14 protein-coding genes are annotated in these 13,436 nt (G+C 75.5%); 9 read left to right on the plus strand and 5 right to left on the minus strand.

The annotated features are described in order from the left end of the window. The coding region (locus ACFU74_RS29290; RefSeq protein WP_380762065.1) for a pyridoxal phosphate-dependent decarboxylase family protein at window positions 1-1,223 on the plus strand (1,223 nt) is incomplete at its 5' end. A gap of 6 nt (window positions 1,224-1,229) precedes the next feature. On the opposite strand, the gene ACFU74_RS29295 is transcribed toward ACFU74_RS29290, so the two are convergent. Further along, window positions 1,230-2,108, minus strand: a complete 879-nt coding sequence (locus ACFU74_RS29295) for an SGNH/GDSL hydrolase family protein (protein WP_380762067.1) — start codon at window positions 2,106-2,108, stop codon at window positions 1,230-1,232. Between the two features lie 245 nt (window positions 2,109-2,353). Between ACFU74_RS29295 and ACFU74_RS29300 the strand changes: the two genes are divergently transcribed. Next, entirely contained in the window at window positions 2,354-2,524 is a 171-nt protein-coding gene (locus ACFU74_RS29300) for a hydrophobic protein (RefSeq protein ID WP_380762069.1), read from the plus strand. Window positions 2,525-2,552: 28 nt separating this feature from the next. Here the strand turns inward: ACFU74_RS29300 and ACFU74_RS29305 are convergent, their stop codons facing one another. Next, the gene (locus ACFU74_RS29305) at window positions 2,553-3,923 is read right to left on the minus strand and encodes a hypothetical protein (protein WP_380762071.1); all 1,371 of its coding nucleotides are present in this window, start codon (window positions 3,921-3,923) and stop codon (window positions 2,553-2,555) included. Window positions 3,924-4,155: 232 nt separating this feature from the next. On the opposite strand from ACFU74_RS29305, the gene ACFU74_RS29310 reads away from it, so the two are divergent. The 3 genes from ACFU74_RS29310 to ACFU74_RS29320 are packed head-to-tail and all read left to right on the plus strand — an operon-like array spanning window position 4,156 to window position 6,606. Beyond that, on the plus strand, window positions 4,156-4,626 hold the full coding sequence (locus ACFU74_RS29310) for a DUF1269 domain-containing protein (RefSeq protein ID WP_380762073.1): 471 nt from the start codon (window positions 4,156-4,158) through the stop codon (window positions 4,624-4,626). Window positions 4,627-4,657: 31 nt separating this feature from the next. Continuing rightward, on the plus strand, window positions 4,658-4,957 hold the full coding sequence (locus ACFU74_RS29315) for an SHOCT domain-containing protein (RefSeq protein WP_380762074.1): 300 nt from the start codon (window positions 4,658-4,660) through the stop codon (window positions 4,955-4,957). Window positions 4,958-4,995: 38 nt separating this feature from the next. Next, window positions 4,996-6,606: an MFS transporter gene (locus ACFU74_RS29320; protein WP_380762076.1), complete on the plus strand. Its 1,611-nt coding sequence runs from the start codon at window positions 4,996-4,998 to the stop codon at window positions 6,604-6,606. A 27-nt stretch (window positions 6,607-6,633) separates the two neighbouring features. Here the strand turns inward: ACFU74_RS29320 and ACFU74_RS29325 are convergent, their stop codons facing one another. Both ACFU74_RS29325 and ACFU74_RS29330 read right to left on the minus strand, forming a co-directional pair. After that, on the minus strand, window positions 6,634-7,857 hold the full coding sequence (locus tag ACFU74_RS29325; protein ID WP_380762078.1) for a benzoate/H(+) symporter BenE family transporter: 1,224 nt from the start codon (window positions 7,855-7,857) through the stop codon (window positions 6,634-6,636). Window positions 7,858-7,911: 54 nt separating this feature from the next. Beyond that, a complete protein-coding gene (locus ACFU74_RS29330; protein ID WP_380762080.1) occupies window positions 7,912-8,733 on the minus strand; it encodes a methyltransferase domain-containing protein in 822 nt (273 codons plus the stop codon). A 262-nt stretch (window positions 8,734-8,995) separates the two neighbouring features. On the opposite strand from ACFU74_RS29330, the gene ACFU74_RS29335 reads away from it, so the two are divergent. After that, window positions 8,996-9,991, plus strand: a complete 996-nt coding sequence (locus ACFU74_RS29335) for a polysaccharide deacetylase family protein (RefSeq protein ID WP_380762082.1) — start codon at window positions 8,996-8,998, stop codon at window positions 9,989-9,991. A gap of 129 nt (window positions 9,992-10,120) precedes the next feature. Then, entirely contained in the window at window positions 10,121-10,279 is a 159-nt protein-coding gene (locus ACFU74_RS29340) for a hypothetical protein (RefSeq protein WP_380762084.1), read from the plus strand. Between the two features lie 48 nt (window positions 10,280-10,327). On the opposite strand, the gene ACFU74_RS29345 is transcribed toward ACFU74_RS29340, so the two are convergent. Then, a complete protein-coding gene (locus tag ACFU74_RS29345) occupies window positions 10,328-11,128 on the minus strand; it encodes an aminoglycoside adenylyltransferase domain-containing protein (protein WP_380762086.1) in 801 nt (266 codons plus the stop codon). 188 nt (window positions 11,129-11,316) lie between these two features. On the opposite strand from ACFU74_RS29345, the gene ACFU74_RS29350 reads away from it, so the two are divergent. Both ACFU74_RS29350 and ACFU74_RS29355 read left to right on the plus strand, forming a co-directional pair. Continuing rightward, the gene (locus ACFU74_RS29350; RefSeq protein ID WP_380762088.1) at window positions 11,317-11,928 is read left to right on the plus strand and encodes a hypothetical protein; all 612 of its coding nucleotides are present in this window, start codon (window positions 11,317-11,319) and stop codon (window positions 11,926-11,928) included. Between the two features lie 122 nt (window positions 11,929-12,050). Then, window positions 12,051-13,394, plus strand: a complete 1,344-nt coding sequence (locus tag ACFU74_RS29355) for a hypothetical protein (protein ID WP_380762090.1) — start codon at window positions 12,051-12,053, stop codon at window positions 13,392-13,394. Window positions 13,395-13,436 lie beyond the last annotated feature (42 nt).

Here is a 13,436-nt window from a genome sequence, read left to right on the forward strand (position 1 = left end):
GCGAGCGCTGGGAGCCGAGGCTCTCCGCCGGCGCGGGGCCGCGCTACTTCGGGTTCGTCACCGGCGGCGCCACCCCTGCGGCGCTGGCGGGCGACTGGCTGACCGCCACCGCCGACCAGAACTCCAACTCCTCGCTGGACGGCGCCGGCCAGTGGCTGGAGCACGAGACGGTCGGCTGGCTGCGCGAGCTGTTCGGGCTCTCCGCCGCGCACAGCGGCACCTTCGTCAGCGGCGCGACCATGTCCAACACCGTCGGCCTGGCGATCGCCCGCCAGTGGCTCGGCGAACGCCTCGGCGTCGACGTCGCCGAGGAGGGCGCCGGCGCGCTCGGCCGGGTCCGGGTGCTGTCGGGCAGCGCCCACTCCAGCGTCGCCAAGGCCCTGTCGGTCCTGGGCCTGGGCCGCTCCGCGCTGGTGCAGGTGCCCGCGCTGCCGGGGCGCGAGGCGGTGGACGCGGCCGCGCTGGAGCGGGCGCTGGCCGAGGCCGACGGGCCGTGCGTGCTGGTGGCCAACGCCGGCACCGTCAACACGGTGGACTTCGACGACCTGCGGGCACTGGCCGACCTGCGCGACCGCTACGGCTGCTGGCTGCACGTGGACGCGGCGTTCGGCGCCTTCGCCGCCCTGGTCCCCGAACACGCCGGCCTGGTGGAGGGCCTGGACCGGGCCGACTCGGTCTGCGTCGACCTCCACAAGTGGCTCAACGTGCCCTACGACAGCGCCGTGCAGTTCACCCGCCGCCCCGACCTCCAGGCCGAGGTCTTCCGCAATGCGGCCGCCTACCTCGGCCCGCTCGGCGAGAACCCGGACCTGGTGCACCTCACTCCCGAGAACTCCCACCGGCTGCGCGCCCTCGCCGCCTGGTTCACCCTGCGCGCCTACGGCCGCTCCGGGCACCGCGAGATCGTCGAACGCTGCGTGGCCGGTGCCCGGGCGCTGGGCGCGGCCGTGACGGACACGCCGGGACTGCGCCTGCTGGCGCCGGTCCGGCTGAACGTCGTCTGCTTCACCCTGGCCGAGGACCCCACCCCCGAACGCCTCGCCGCCCTGACCGCGGCCGTCGCCGACGAGGCCTTCCTGACCCCCACCCGCTACGCCGGCGTCCCCGCCCTGCGCGCGGCGTTCAGCAACTGGCGCACCACCGAGGCGGACGTCCGGCGCACCGCGGCGGCCCTGGCCCGGGCGGTGCGGGCGCCGGGGAACGACACGCCGCCCGGGCCGTGATCCCGGTCAGCGCAGCAGCGACCCGGTGAGCGCGGCGACGTAGGCCTGCCCGGCGGCGTTGGGGTGCAGCGCGTTGGTGTCCGGGGCGGGGGTGAGTCCCTCGACCCAGCGGACCCCCTGGGCCTGGCAGGAGTCGTGTCCGAGCACGTCGCCGGGGTCGGCGAAGAGCACCCCGCGGCCGGCGGCGGCCTCGCCCAGCACCGCGTTCATCCGCTGCTGGAGGCCGTGGACGTAGGGGACGTCCCCCCTGGCGATCGGCACGTCCGGCCAGCAGCCGGTCGTGGGCGGCAGCAGGGACAGGTAGCCGACGACGACGACGGTCGCGCCCGGGGAACGCTCGCGGATGCCGTCGATGACGCCCTCGATCCTGGGGCGCACCGCGTCGATCGCCGCGACCGCCGGGTCGGTCCCGCTCGCGGTGTAGCTCCGCCGGCACGGGTCGCCCTGCGGATCGATGCTGCCGATCACGGCGCAGCTCAGCATGATGTCGCTGAGGGCGTCCTTTCCGCCGATGGTCACCGTGACCAGGTCGGTGTCGGGCCTCAGGGCGTCGAACTGGGGCGGGTTCACCTCGCCGACCGGCACCGCCTCGGGGGCGGTCATGCTGACGGTCGTCGCGTCGCCGCAGGTGACGTCGACGAAGCTCGCCGCCAGGCCCAAGGACGCGGCGAGCCCGTTCGGATAGTTGTCCCTCGCACGGTTGCAGCCGGCGGGCGTGCCGTAGTTCTTGGAGACGGTTCCGTAGGCCGCGTAGGAGTCGCCCAGCGCGACGTAGTGCTCGAAGCGGTCCGAGGCCGCCCCGGCCGGGGAGCCGGCCGTGAGCCCGCCCACCGCGACGACCGCCGAGACCAGCGCGGCCGGCAGCCGGCGGGTGGTCCGTGGCACGCGGCCCGTCGTGGCGCTCGCGTCGCTCGCGTGATCCCGCATCGTCACTCCTCGAAGTCGGACGGCCACCGTGTGCACGCTGTGCGAAGCGTATGCCGCTGCCCGGCCGGGCAGCGGCTCCGCTCCGCCCCGGCGTGCCGGGTCCGGCCGACGGCGGTCGGGCCGCCACGCATGCTCCGCGGCGATCGGGGCACCCGGGAGTCGTCCGGCGTTCGTCCGGCATCCGTCCGACGAGAGGAGACCACATGCTCGGCCTGGTTCTGGTCCTGCTGCTCGCGCTTCTGCTGTTCGGCCTCGGATTCGCGGTGAAGGTCCTCTGGTGGGTCGCCGTGGCCGTCTTCGTCATCTGGCTGCTCGGCTTCGTCGCCCGCGGCACCGGCTCCACGGGCACCCGTGGCCGGTGGTACCGCTGGTAGCGGCGGCGGTGCGGCTCCGGGACGGAGCTCAGTGCTCCACACCCCCCACGTGCCCCGTGTTCCCCGCGCCCGGCGGCGCGGGGGACGCGGGCGTGACGGGGTGGGCGGGCGCGAGGAACTCGCGCACGGCGAAGGCCGCCAGCACCACCACGGCGAACCAGAACACCACCATGCCCGTCGGGTGGTCCCACAGGGCGAAGACCACGGCGGCGACCACCAGGATCACCACCCCCAGCCACCGCTTCCAGCGGCGCACGAACCGCTCCACCGGACCGGCCCGGAAGCCCGCCGAGTCGGCGGAGGAGCGCAGCGCCGCGACCCCGTGCCCGGTCACCGAGCGGACGGTGACGGCGGCGCGCGAGGGGCCGATGAAGTAGGCGCCGAGTGCGACGACCACGGCCAGGAAGCCGACCATCCGCACGGCGCTGCGCAGGTAGTCGGTGATGGCGTCGTAGACGGCGCCGGCGGCGGCCGGCGAGGCGTCGGTGGGCAGGTGGTCGAGGAAGTAGGAGCGGAAGACGGCCAGCGCGATGCCGAGCAGCAGCATCGCGGCCCCGATGCCGAGGGCGGCGCCGACCAGCGCGCGGCGGCGGTTGAAGGCGGTCAGCACACCGGCGGCGGCGATCAGGACGGTGATGACCGGCAGCCACCAGCCGAGGATCTGCAACAGCCGGAACCAGCCCTTGATCTTGGCCAGGTCGGGGGAGGAGAACACCACGAACGAGGTGTGCACCTGCGGGATCTTGGCGGCGGGCGTGAAACCGGCGTCGACCAGCTCGGTCTTCACCCGTTCCACCATCGGCCCGATGTCGATCACGACCTCGTCGTTCTTCAGTACCACCGTGCCGCCGCCCTGGCCGGTGAGCGCCTTGACCATGGTGGCGTGCCCGGCCCGCACGGCCTCCTCCCACACGGTGGCGAAGGCGTCGCTGGTGACCACCCGCTCGGCGGCGCCGTGCACGAGGTCGGTCAGCGCCCCCTCCAACGGGCCGGTCAGCCCGCCCAGGAGCTGGGCGAGCCGGGGCGGCACGCCCTGCTCGGCGGCGGCCTGGGAGAGGTCGTTGACGAAGGCCGTGACGTCGATCTGCTCCGTCGCGGCATCGGTGATGCGGTTGGCGAGGGCGTCCTGCACGGCCGGGTCGTGGGCCAGCGGCGCCATGGTGGCGACGAAGCGGTCGGTGTCGGTGATCTCGTCGTGGGCCCAGACCGCGATCACCGCGAGCAGCGACAGCAGCGAGGCCACGATCACCAGGACGGTCGCGCCGCTGGTGCGCAGCCGGTGGTGCCGCGGCCGCCGCCGGGCCTCGGCCTCCAGTTGCGCGACCCGGTGGTGGAGCGCGTCGAGCTCGTCGGCGTCCGGACGGTCGGGCTGCGGCGTGCTGGAATCGGCCGGTGGCATTCGGGCAGCTCCTCGCTCTGGGCGGAACGGCGGCGCCGGGAGGACCGGCCGCCGTGGACACCAGCCAAGGGCCCGGCCGGGTGGACGGCGAGTCGGATCACCCCGAACAGGTGAGCCGGAGAGCGGGGGCGGCGGGTTAGCGTCGCCGAGGGTCGGCTCCACGGGAGCGACAGCGTCCGGGGCCGACCCCCGGCCGACGCCGTCGGCCGGCCCTCCTCCGACGGGAGCCGACGTGAGCAGCGAACCCGACACGAACGGTGGACTCGACGAACCGGGCCCCATCGACTACCTGGTCATCGCCTTCCCCGGAAGCCACCTCACCGGCGAGGGGCTGCCCCTGCTCGTCGACCTGGTCGACCGCGACATCATCCGCATCCTCGACCTGACCTTCGTCCGCAAGGACGCGGACGGCACGGTGGCGGGCCTCGAACTGGCCGATGTGACCGGCGACGGCCGCCTCGACCTGACCGTCTTCGAGGGCGCCTCCTCGGGCCTCTTCAGCGCCTCCGACCTCGCCGAGGCCGGCACGCTCCTGGAGCCGGGGGACTCCGCCGCCGTCCTGCTCTACGAGAACCGCTGGGCCGCGCCGCTGGCCGGCGCGCTGCGCCGGGAGGACGCCCGCATCGTCGCCGGCGGACGCGTCCCGCTCCAGGACCTCCTGGACGTCCTGGAATCGCTCGAAGGGCTCGACGAAGCGAGCTGACCCACGTCCCCCACCCCTTCAGGAGGAAGCCATGCCCGGACTGCTCCGCGGCGTCGCCCGCACCGCGGTGGTCGCCGGAACGGCCACCGCCGTCTCCAACCGCGTCTCCCGGCGCCAGGCCGGCCGCTGGGCCCAGCAGGACGCCCAGCAGGCCGGCTACTACGCCGAGCCCGCCGCGTCCGCGCCCCCGCCGGCGCCGGCCGCACCCGCCGCCGCCCCGACCAGGGAGGAGAAGCTGGACCAGCTCAAGGACCTGGCGACGCTCAAGGACCAGGGCGTCCTGACCGAGGAGGAGTTCGCCGCCCAGAAGGCACGGATCCTCGGCAGCTGACCGCGTCCCGGTGACGCGGCACCCGGGCGGGAGGCACGGTGAAGCGCTGGAAGCCCCTGGCCGTGCTCGGCACGGCGCAGTTCCTCATGGTGCTCGACGCCTCGGTGATGAACGTGTCGATCAGCCAACTGGTCGAGGACTTCGACACCGAGGTCACCGCCATCCAGGCGGTCATCACCCTGTACACCCTGGTCATGGCCGCGTTCATGCTGACCGGCGGCCGGATCGGCGACATGTTCGGCCGCCGCCGGGTCTTCGTGAGCGGCCTGGTCGTCTACGGGGTCGGGTCGGGGCTGACCGCGGTGGCGCCCACGGTGGGCGTGCTCGCGCTGGGCTGGTCGGTCATCGAGGGCCTGGGCGCGGCCCTGGTCCTGCCCGCGCTGGCCGCACTGGTGGCCGGCTCCTACCACGGGCGCGACCGGGCCGTGGCCTACGGCGTGATCGGCGGACTCGCGGGCGCCGGCATCGCGGTGGGGCCGCTGCTCGGCGGCTGGGTCACCACCTATCTGACCTGGCGGCTGGTGTTCGCCGGCGAGGTGGTCCTGGTCGTCCTGATCCTGTTCCTGATGCGCTGGGTGCCGCAGCAGCCGGCGCCGGTACGGCGGCCCCGGCTCGATGTCGCGGGGGTCGTGCTGTCGGCCGCAGGGCTCGCCCTGATGGTCCTGGCCGTCCTGCAGAGCGGGACGTGGGGCTGGGTGAAGCCGCGCAACCCGCCGTTCACCGTCCTCGGCTTCGCCCCGACGCTGTTCGCCGTCGCCCTCGGCGGCGCGCTGACCTACCTGTTCTGCGTCCACGAGCGCCGACGGGAGCGCGGCGGACTGGACCCCCTGGTCTCGCTCGACCTGTTCGACAACCGGACGCTGCGCGCGGGGCTGGCGACCCTCTTCAACCAGAACACCGTCCTGCTGGGCCTGTTCTTCGTCATCCCGCTCTACCTGCAGGTCGTCCAGGGCCTGGACGCCTTCGAGACGGGCCTGCGGCTGCTGCCGGTGTCCGTCACGATGCTCGCCGCGTCGATGTCGGGCTCCCTGCTGCTCCGGTTCGCCTCGCCCCGCACCGTCGTCCGGGCCGGGCTGCTCGTCCTGGTCGCCGCGACCCTGTGGCTGATCGCCGCCATCGGGCCGGATCTGCGCGGGGCCTCCTTCGCCGGGGCGATGGCCCTGCTCGGAATCGGCATGGGGGCGCTCGCCTCCCAGCTGGGCAACACGGTGCAGTCCAGCGTGCGGCAGGAGGAGCGCAGCGAGGCCGGCGGGCTGCAGTACACGGCGCAGAACCTCGGCTCCTCCCTCGGGACGGCGCTGATCGGTGCGATCCTCATCGGGGCCCTGGCGACATCCGTCACCAGCCGGATCGAGAGCGATCCGCGGGTCTCCGCGGCGGTCGCCGAGCAGGCCGGCATCCGTGTGGAGGCGGGCCTGTCGTTCGTGCCCGCCGACGAGGTGGCGAACGCGCTGGCGGCGCAGTCCGGGGTGCCGCCGGAGGAGGCGGCGGCCGTCGTCGAGGACTACCAGGACGCGCAGATCGACGGTCTCAAGGCCGCGGTCCTCGCGTGCACGGGGATCACGGCCGGCGCCCTCCTGTTCACCCGCAGGCTTCCCGCCGGGCGCCCGGCGGCCGACCGGGACGGCGGACCGGGGGAGGAGGAGTAGCCGGGCGTCCGGCCGCGCCGCTCCGGCTCAGCGGCGGCGCGCGTCCAGCACCAGATGGGTGGCCAGGCCGAACAGCAGGCCCCAGAACGCCGAGCCGATGCCGAACAGGCTCATCCCGGACGCGGTCGCCAGGAAGGTCACCACCGCGGCGTCCCGCCCGCGCTCCGCCGTGACCGCCGCCGTCAGGCTGCCCTGGAGGGAGGCCAGCAGCGCCACCCCGGCGATCAGCGCGACGAGTTCCTCCGGCAGCCCGGTGAACAGGCTCACCAGCATCCCGCCGAAGCTGCCCACCACCACGTACAGCAGGCCCGAGGACATCCCCGCCACATAGCGGCGGCGCGGGTCCGGGTGGGCCTCCGGGCCCGAGCAGATCGCGGCCGTGATGGCCGCCAGGTTCACCCCGGGCGAGCCGAACGGCGCCATCAGCACCGACACCGCCCCGGTGGTCCCGATCAGCAGCCGGTCGTCGGCCGGGTAGCCGAAGGCCCGCAGCACCCCGAGGCCCGGCGCGTTCTGCGAGGCCAGGGTGACGACGGCGAGCGGCAGCGCCAGCCCCACCAGCGCCGACCAGGAGAACGCCGGCGCCGTCGGCACGGGCACCGTCGGCCCGCCCGTACCGAGGTGGAGCGGCAGCCCGACGGAGAGCGCGGCCAGCACGCCGCCGGCGAGCAGCGCCACCAGGACGGCGTACCGGGGCGCCAAGCGCTTGGCGAGGAGGAAGGCCGCGAAGCCGCCGACCACCAGCAGCGGCGCGCTGTGCACGGCGCCGAAGATCCCGGCGCCGAAGGAGAAGAGGATGCCCGCCAGCATCGCGTTCACGATGCCCTCCGGCACGGCGGCGATCAGCCGGCCGAACCAGCCGGTCACACCGAACAGGGTCACCGCAACCGCGCTCACCAGGAACGCCCCGACCGCCTCCCGGTAGGGGTGGTCGCCGAGGGCGCCCACCAGCAGCGCGGCCCCCGGCGTCGACCAGGCGGTGACCACCGGGGTGCGCGTCCACCAGCTCAGCGCGAAGCCGCTGACCCCGCTGCCGATCGCCACCGCCCAGATCCAGGACGCCGTGTGCGCCGGGTCCAACCGCCCCGCGGCCGCCGCCGCGAGCACCACCACCAGCGGCCCCGAGAACGACACCGCGACGCACACCAGCCCCGCCAGCACCGCCGGCGCCGACACATCACGCCGCAGCGTCCGACGCTCCCCGCCCCCGGTCCGACCCGTCTCCGGTCGGACCGTCAGTTCATCTGTCATCCGGGCAGTATCCCGAACCCCGCCGCGCCGTCGTCGGCGCCGTCCGCGCCGCCGTCAGCGCGGTCGGCGGGCGAGGACGGCGAACATCGTCACCGACAGGTGGAAGGCGCCCAGTTCGGCGGCGGCCGCCAGGTCGTCGTGGAGCCCGTCGCGCTGCGCCTCGGTGATCAGGCCCTGCTCGACGGCCCCCGCACCGAGCAGGTGCACCAGCGGCCAGGTGACGGACCGCGGGTCGTGCAGCAGGACGTCCGCGCCGGTCGCTTCGACGGTCAGACCGGCGTCGGCGAGCCAGCCGGCGAGGCGGCGCCCGGCGTCCGGGGAGGCGGCGGCCTCCCGGGCGACCGTGGCCAGCGCGGCCCCGACCGCGGGGGAGGCGGGGTGGAGGACGAAGGTGGCCCAGTCGGTGTCCAGCAGGGTGACCCGGCCGCCCGGCCGCAGCACCCGGGCGATCTCCGCGACGGCCCGCGCGGGCTCCGTCAGGTGTTGCAGGACGCGCTCGCACCGCACGGCGTCCAACTCCGCGTCCGGCAGCGGCAGCGCGAGCGCGTCGCCGTCCAGGAACCGGGCCGGGCTGCCGGCCTCGGCGGCGCGCCGTTCGGCGAGGGCCCGCAGGCCGGGATGGGGTTCGAGACCGGTCGCGGTGCCGCCCGGCCCGGCCGCCGCCGCGAGCACCAGCGTCTCCGAACCGGTGCCGGAACCGATGTCCAGCGCCCGCTCGCCCGGGGCCACCGCCAGCCGCTGGTGCGCCCACGCGCGCAGCCGCCGAACACCGGTGTGCTCGGCCTGCATGTCCAGCGCGGCGACCAGTCGGCCGGTGATCGAGGGATCGGCGTTGGCGGCGTGGAAGGCCGAGGTAGGACGCGGCGGTTCGGTCATGGCGCCCACTATAGGGACGGCCCGCGGCGCCGCTCGGCGCGCGCCACGAGCTGTCGCCGGGTCAATCCCCGCACCCGGTAACGATCTTGCCATCCAGATCATTCCATTCCTCCCTATCGTCCTGGGGGCAGGGCGTCCGTATGATCGGGCTGCCTGCCGTTGGGACGCCGTGGGGGAGCGGGGCCGTGTGGTGCCCGAAGCCGTCCCGTCGGCCTCGAACGTTCCAAGGGAGGGCGGCACGGTGCGGTTCGCGGGTGTGGGCGTGACACGTGAGGGCTACCGGATCGCCGCGCCGGGCGCGGTCGAGGTGCTCGAACGCTGCGGGGTGGAAGGGCCGGTGGCACGGCTGACCGAACTGGCGGCCCGCACTCCCGGCGGCCTCACCGTGGTCATCGACAGCGCCAACGGCCTCCTGGACGCGCCCCTCGGCGCCGCCGGGATACCGGTGCTCCGCGCCGACCCGCCGGTCCCGGCGGACGGCGGCGCCACCGCGGAGGAGCTCGCCGAGCTGGGCCGCACCCGCGCCGCCACCCTGACCGCCCTGCCGTCGGCGGGGTGGACGATGAGCGGCCGCGAGGAGGAGATCGCGGCGGCGGACCTGGCCAGCGCCCCGGTGGAGCGCCGACTCGCCCGCTGCGGGCGCCTGGTGACCGGCGGCTTCAGCACCGAGCCGCTGGTGACGCTGACCTTCGACGACGGGCCGCACCCGGAGTACACCCCGCAGGTGCTGGACGTGCTGCGCCGCCACGACGCCCCGGCGGCGTTCTTCTGCATCGGACTGCAGGCCCTGGCCCGCCCCGACGTCGTGCGCCGGATCGCCGACGCCGGCCAGACCCTCGGCAGCCACACCTGGTCCCACGCCTACCTGCCCGACCTGGGGCCGGCCGGACTCGCCCGTCAGCTCGGCCGCACCGGCGAGGTGCTCGCCGAGGCCTGCGGCGACGACCGCCCGACCCGCTGGCTGCGCCCCCCGTACGGCGGACGCAGCCCGGAACTCCTGCGCGCGGTCGACGCGTTGGGCCTGATCACGGTGCTCTGGGACGTCGACGCCAAGGACTGGTCGAGGCCCGGCCCCGCCACCATCGCCGAGCGCGTCCTCGACCAGGTCCGCCCCGGCTCGGTGATCCTCATGCACGACGGCGGCGGCGACCGCTCCCAGACCGTCGCCGCCCTCCCCGCCGTCATCACGGGCCTGCGCGAGCGCGGCTACCGCCTGGTGGGCCTGGACGAGGCGCTCGCCGCCGCACCGGCCGCGTAGCGCCCCGCCGGTCCGAGGGGCCGCCGGCGCCGGGCCGGGACGGCGCGGGCGGGTGCGTGCATGGCCTCGCCCCCCGGCGGGCAGGCGGGGAGGCATCTGTCCGGCCGTTCCCCCGCCGCGGAGGTGCGCATGTCCACCGTGATGGTGCTGCTGGTGGCACCGCTCGTCCTCGCCGTCGTCCTGACCGTGACGGCCCCGCTCGTCGGGTCGCCCGGCGCCGGTCCCCGCCCGGTCGCCGGCCGGGGTGACGCGGCCTACCGCCCCCGGCACGCCCGGCCCCCGTCCTGACCCGGCCCCCGTCCTGACCCGGCCCCCGTCCTGACCCGGCCCCCGCCGTCACGCGCCGGCCGCCGAGGCCGCCTCCTCGACCCGCTCGCCCGCCCACGCCAGGAACGCCCCCACCTCGGCCGCGGGCAGCGCGACCGCCTCCGTCCGAGGCCGCTCGAAACTGCGCACCGCGGCCTCCAGCAGCGGCCGGAACCCGGGCTCGGCGGCGCCGGTCTCCCACGCCGCCGCCCGCTTGGCCAGCCACCGGCCCGTGCGGCAGAACACCACCGCGCGGCAGCCGTTGAGCACCCGGTTGTCCGCCAGGTGGCCCGACCCCTCCGCGTGCTCGCGCACACCGGCGCGCAGCGCGGCGAACAGCTCGGCGGGCGCGGGCTCGGCGATCACCCGCCGGGCCGGCGCCCCCCACAGGGTGATCCCGGCCCGGTGCGCGATCGAGCGGTCGACGACGAACCAGAACGCCTCGGTCCCGGCGGTCTCCCGGTCGGCCCGCTCCGCCAGCAGCGCGCCGGTGTTGAGGTTCAGCAGGTACCCGGCGCCGCCCGAGGGCCGCCCGGCGAAGTCCGCGTCGTACACCACCAGCTCCAGCCCGGCCGCCGGGCAGGGCAGCCGCCGATGGGCCAGCGCGGTGGCCAGCTCCCGCAGCGCCGCCTCCGGCAGGCCGGGTTCGACGACGACCACCACGTCCGCGTCGCTGCGCCCGTGCCGGTAGTCCCCGAGCGCCACCGAGCCGACCGCCAGCACGCTCAGCGCCCGCGCCCCGCACACCGCCCGCACCCGGCGGACGACCTCCGCCAGGTACCCGCGCAGCTCGGCGGGAACCGGCCGCCGCTCCTCGCCACCGTGGCTCACGGGCCCAGTCTGCCCGTCGGAGCCGGGGCGGGCGATCGGGCGGCGGCGGGACCGGCGTAGGGGCCGACTGGACGGGTGGTGGACGGGGTGGACCGGTCGAACCGGAGCGGCCCTCCGGGCCCGTCGCGCGGCTGGTAGAAGAACGGTCGGGCGGCGTGCCGCGCCGCCGAACCCGGAGGAGATACGCGATGACCGCTTCCCGCTTCGCCGACCGTGTCCGTGCCGCCCGCGCCGCCGCCGGCGCCGTCCTGGCGGCGGCTGCCGCCCTGCTGCCGGTGCTCGCCGCCACCCCGCAGGCCTCCGCCGCCACCGCCGGCGTCACCGGTCTGGACAACACCTGGTCCTGTTCCGTGCCGGCCGGCTACGTCTACGACCAGATCGTCGCCGCCTCGGCGTGCGGCACCACGCCCCGCTACCACCTGCGCACCCCGGTCGACGGCCTGGTCTCCTGCGTCCGGGCGAGCGGCTTCGTCTACGACGCCACCACGATGAGCGGCAACTGCAGCATGGCGTCCGGCAGCTCGTCCGCCTCCTACCGGCTGCGGGTTCCGGGGAACCTGGTCACCTCCTGCGTCACGGCGAGCGGCTTCGTCCACGACCTCGTCACCAACCTCTCCCAGTGCAGCCTCGCCCCGGGCACGACCAACCCGGCCTACCGGCTGCGCACCCCGGTCGACGGTCTGTGGGCGTGTTCGGTGCCCAGGGGCTGGAGCACCTACGCCACCACCCAGAGCCACGACTGCAGCTACGGCAGCAGGCCGAGCGACGTGGCCACCATGTACCGCCTCAAGGCGGCCTGACCCCGGGACAGGTGCTGGGCGGCGGGCCCGGGCCCGGGAAAATAAGGTGATGTGCCGGTAGGTCAAAAGCATCTATGCTTCGTGCGTTCACAGACTCTACGCACAGAGACAGGTCCTGCTGGATGAAGCTTCCCCGGGTGTCCGCCGTCGTCGCAGCCGCGGTCCTCACCCCCGCCGTCCTCTTCCCGTCGTCGGCCCTCGCCGCCGACGCTCCCCAGCCCACCGGTGTCTCCGGGCCCGACACCGGCTCCGAGGGCGGCACGACGCAGGAGGACCTCGACCGCGCCGAGGTCCAGAAGATCCTCGCCGACAAGGAGAGCGGCATTTCCGTGCGGGAGGCCGCCGAGAAGGCCCTCGCCGGCACGGCCGCCGACCTCCGTCAGTTCCTGGAGGTCGGCCTCCAGAACGCCCGGGTGACCGACGACCGCGTCAAGGGCTTCCAGATCCTCGCCGTCGGCGGTCCGGCGGTGAAGAAGGCGGCCGAGGCCGCACTGCGCGGCACCTACGCGGACCTGGTCGCCTTCCTCAAGGAGGGCCAGTTCACTGCCCGCGCCCAGGACGACCGCGCCGAGATCGAGCGGATCCTCGCCGACCCGGAGACCGGCCGGGGCGTGCGGGAGGCCGGCCAGGCGGCGCTGGCCGTCGGCACCCCCGCCGCGCTGCGGCACTTCCTGGAGGTCGAGCTCCCCAAGCAGCAGGCCGACGACGACCGCGTCAAGGTCACCCAGATCCTCTCCAAGGGCGGGCCGGCCGTGAAGAAGGCGGCGTCCGCCGCGCTCTCCGGCACCTACGCGGACGTCGTCAAGTTCCTCAAGGAGGGCCAGTTCGCGGCCCGCGCCGAGGACGACCGCGCCGAGATCGAGGCGATCGCCGCCGACCCGCAGGCCGGCCCGCACACCCGTGAGGCCGCCCGCAAGGCGCTCGCCGGTGACGCCGCCGGACTGCGCCGCTTCCTGGAGACCGGGCTGGCGGCGGTGCGGATGAGCGACAACCGGGTGAAGGTGTCGCAGATCGCCGAGAGCGGCGGACCGGCCGTCAGGAAGGCCGCGCTCGCCGCCCTGGAGGGCAACGACCAGGCCGTCCTGGCGTTCCTGGAGCGCGGCTGGGCCGCGGCCCGCGCCGAGGACGAGGCCGCCGTGAAGCCCACCACGCAGCCCACCCCCCAGCCGACGCAGTCCAGCGCGCAGCCGAGCGCGCAGCCGACCGACCGGCCGACCGAGCAGCCGAGGACCACCCCGGCGCCGCAGGCCACCGCGACGCCCCAGGCCGTCCAGGCCGCGGCCCGTACCACCACCAACGGGACCAGCGGGGCCAACAGCACCGCCGACACCGCCCCGCGCTCCGGCCAGCTCGCCGCCACCGGCGCCGAGGGCCTGGGCTGGGAGGCCGGCGCCGCCGCCGCGGCCGTCGCCGCCGGTGCGGGCCTCGTGGTGGTCTCCCGCCGTCGCCGCTCCACCCAGGACTGACCCACCCAGGACTGACCCACCGGGGATCGATCCACCGGGGAT

This window comes from Kitasatospora sp. NPDC057500 (assembly GCF_042802195.1).
Classification (GTDB): domain Bacteria; phylum Actinomycetota; class Actinomycetes; order Streptomycetales; family Streptomycetaceae; genus Kitasatospora.

Bases quoted from the DNA above. Each gene is read 5' to 3' on its own strand.
- ACFU74_RS29300 (WP_380762069.1), top strand. From the start codon at position 2,354: ATGCTCGGCCTGGTTCTGGTCCTGCTGCTCGCGCTTCTGCTGTTCGGC.
- ACFU74_RS29305 (WP_380762071.1), bottom strand. From the start codon at position 3,923: ATGCCACCGGCCGATTCCAGCACGCCGCAGCCCGACCGTCCGGACGCC.
- ACFU74_RS29315 (WP_380762074.1), top strand. From the start codon at position 4,658: ATGCCCGGACTGCTCCGCGGCGTCGCCCGCACCGCGGTGGTCGCCGGA.
- ACFU74_RS29325 (WP_380762078.1), bottom strand. From the start codon at position 7,857: ATGACAGATGAACTGACGGTCCGACCGGAGACGGGTCGGACCGGGGGC.
- ACFU74_RS29330 (WP_380762080.1), bottom strand. From the start codon at position 8,733: ATGACCGAACCGCCGCGTCCTACCTCGGCCTTCCACGCCGCCAACGCC.
- ACFU74_RS29340 (WP_380762084.1), top strand. From the start codon at position 10,121: ATGTCCACCGTGATGGTGCTGCTGGTGGCACCGCTCGTCCTCGCCGTC.
- ACFU74_RS29350 (WP_380762088.1), top strand. From the start codon at position 11,317: ATGACCGCTTCCCGCTTCGCCGACCGTGTCCGTGCCGCCCGCGCCGCC.
- ACFU74_RS29355 (WP_380762090.1), top strand. From the start codon at position 12,051: ATGAAGCTTCCCCGGGTGTCCGCCGTCGTCGCAGCCGCGGTCCTCACC.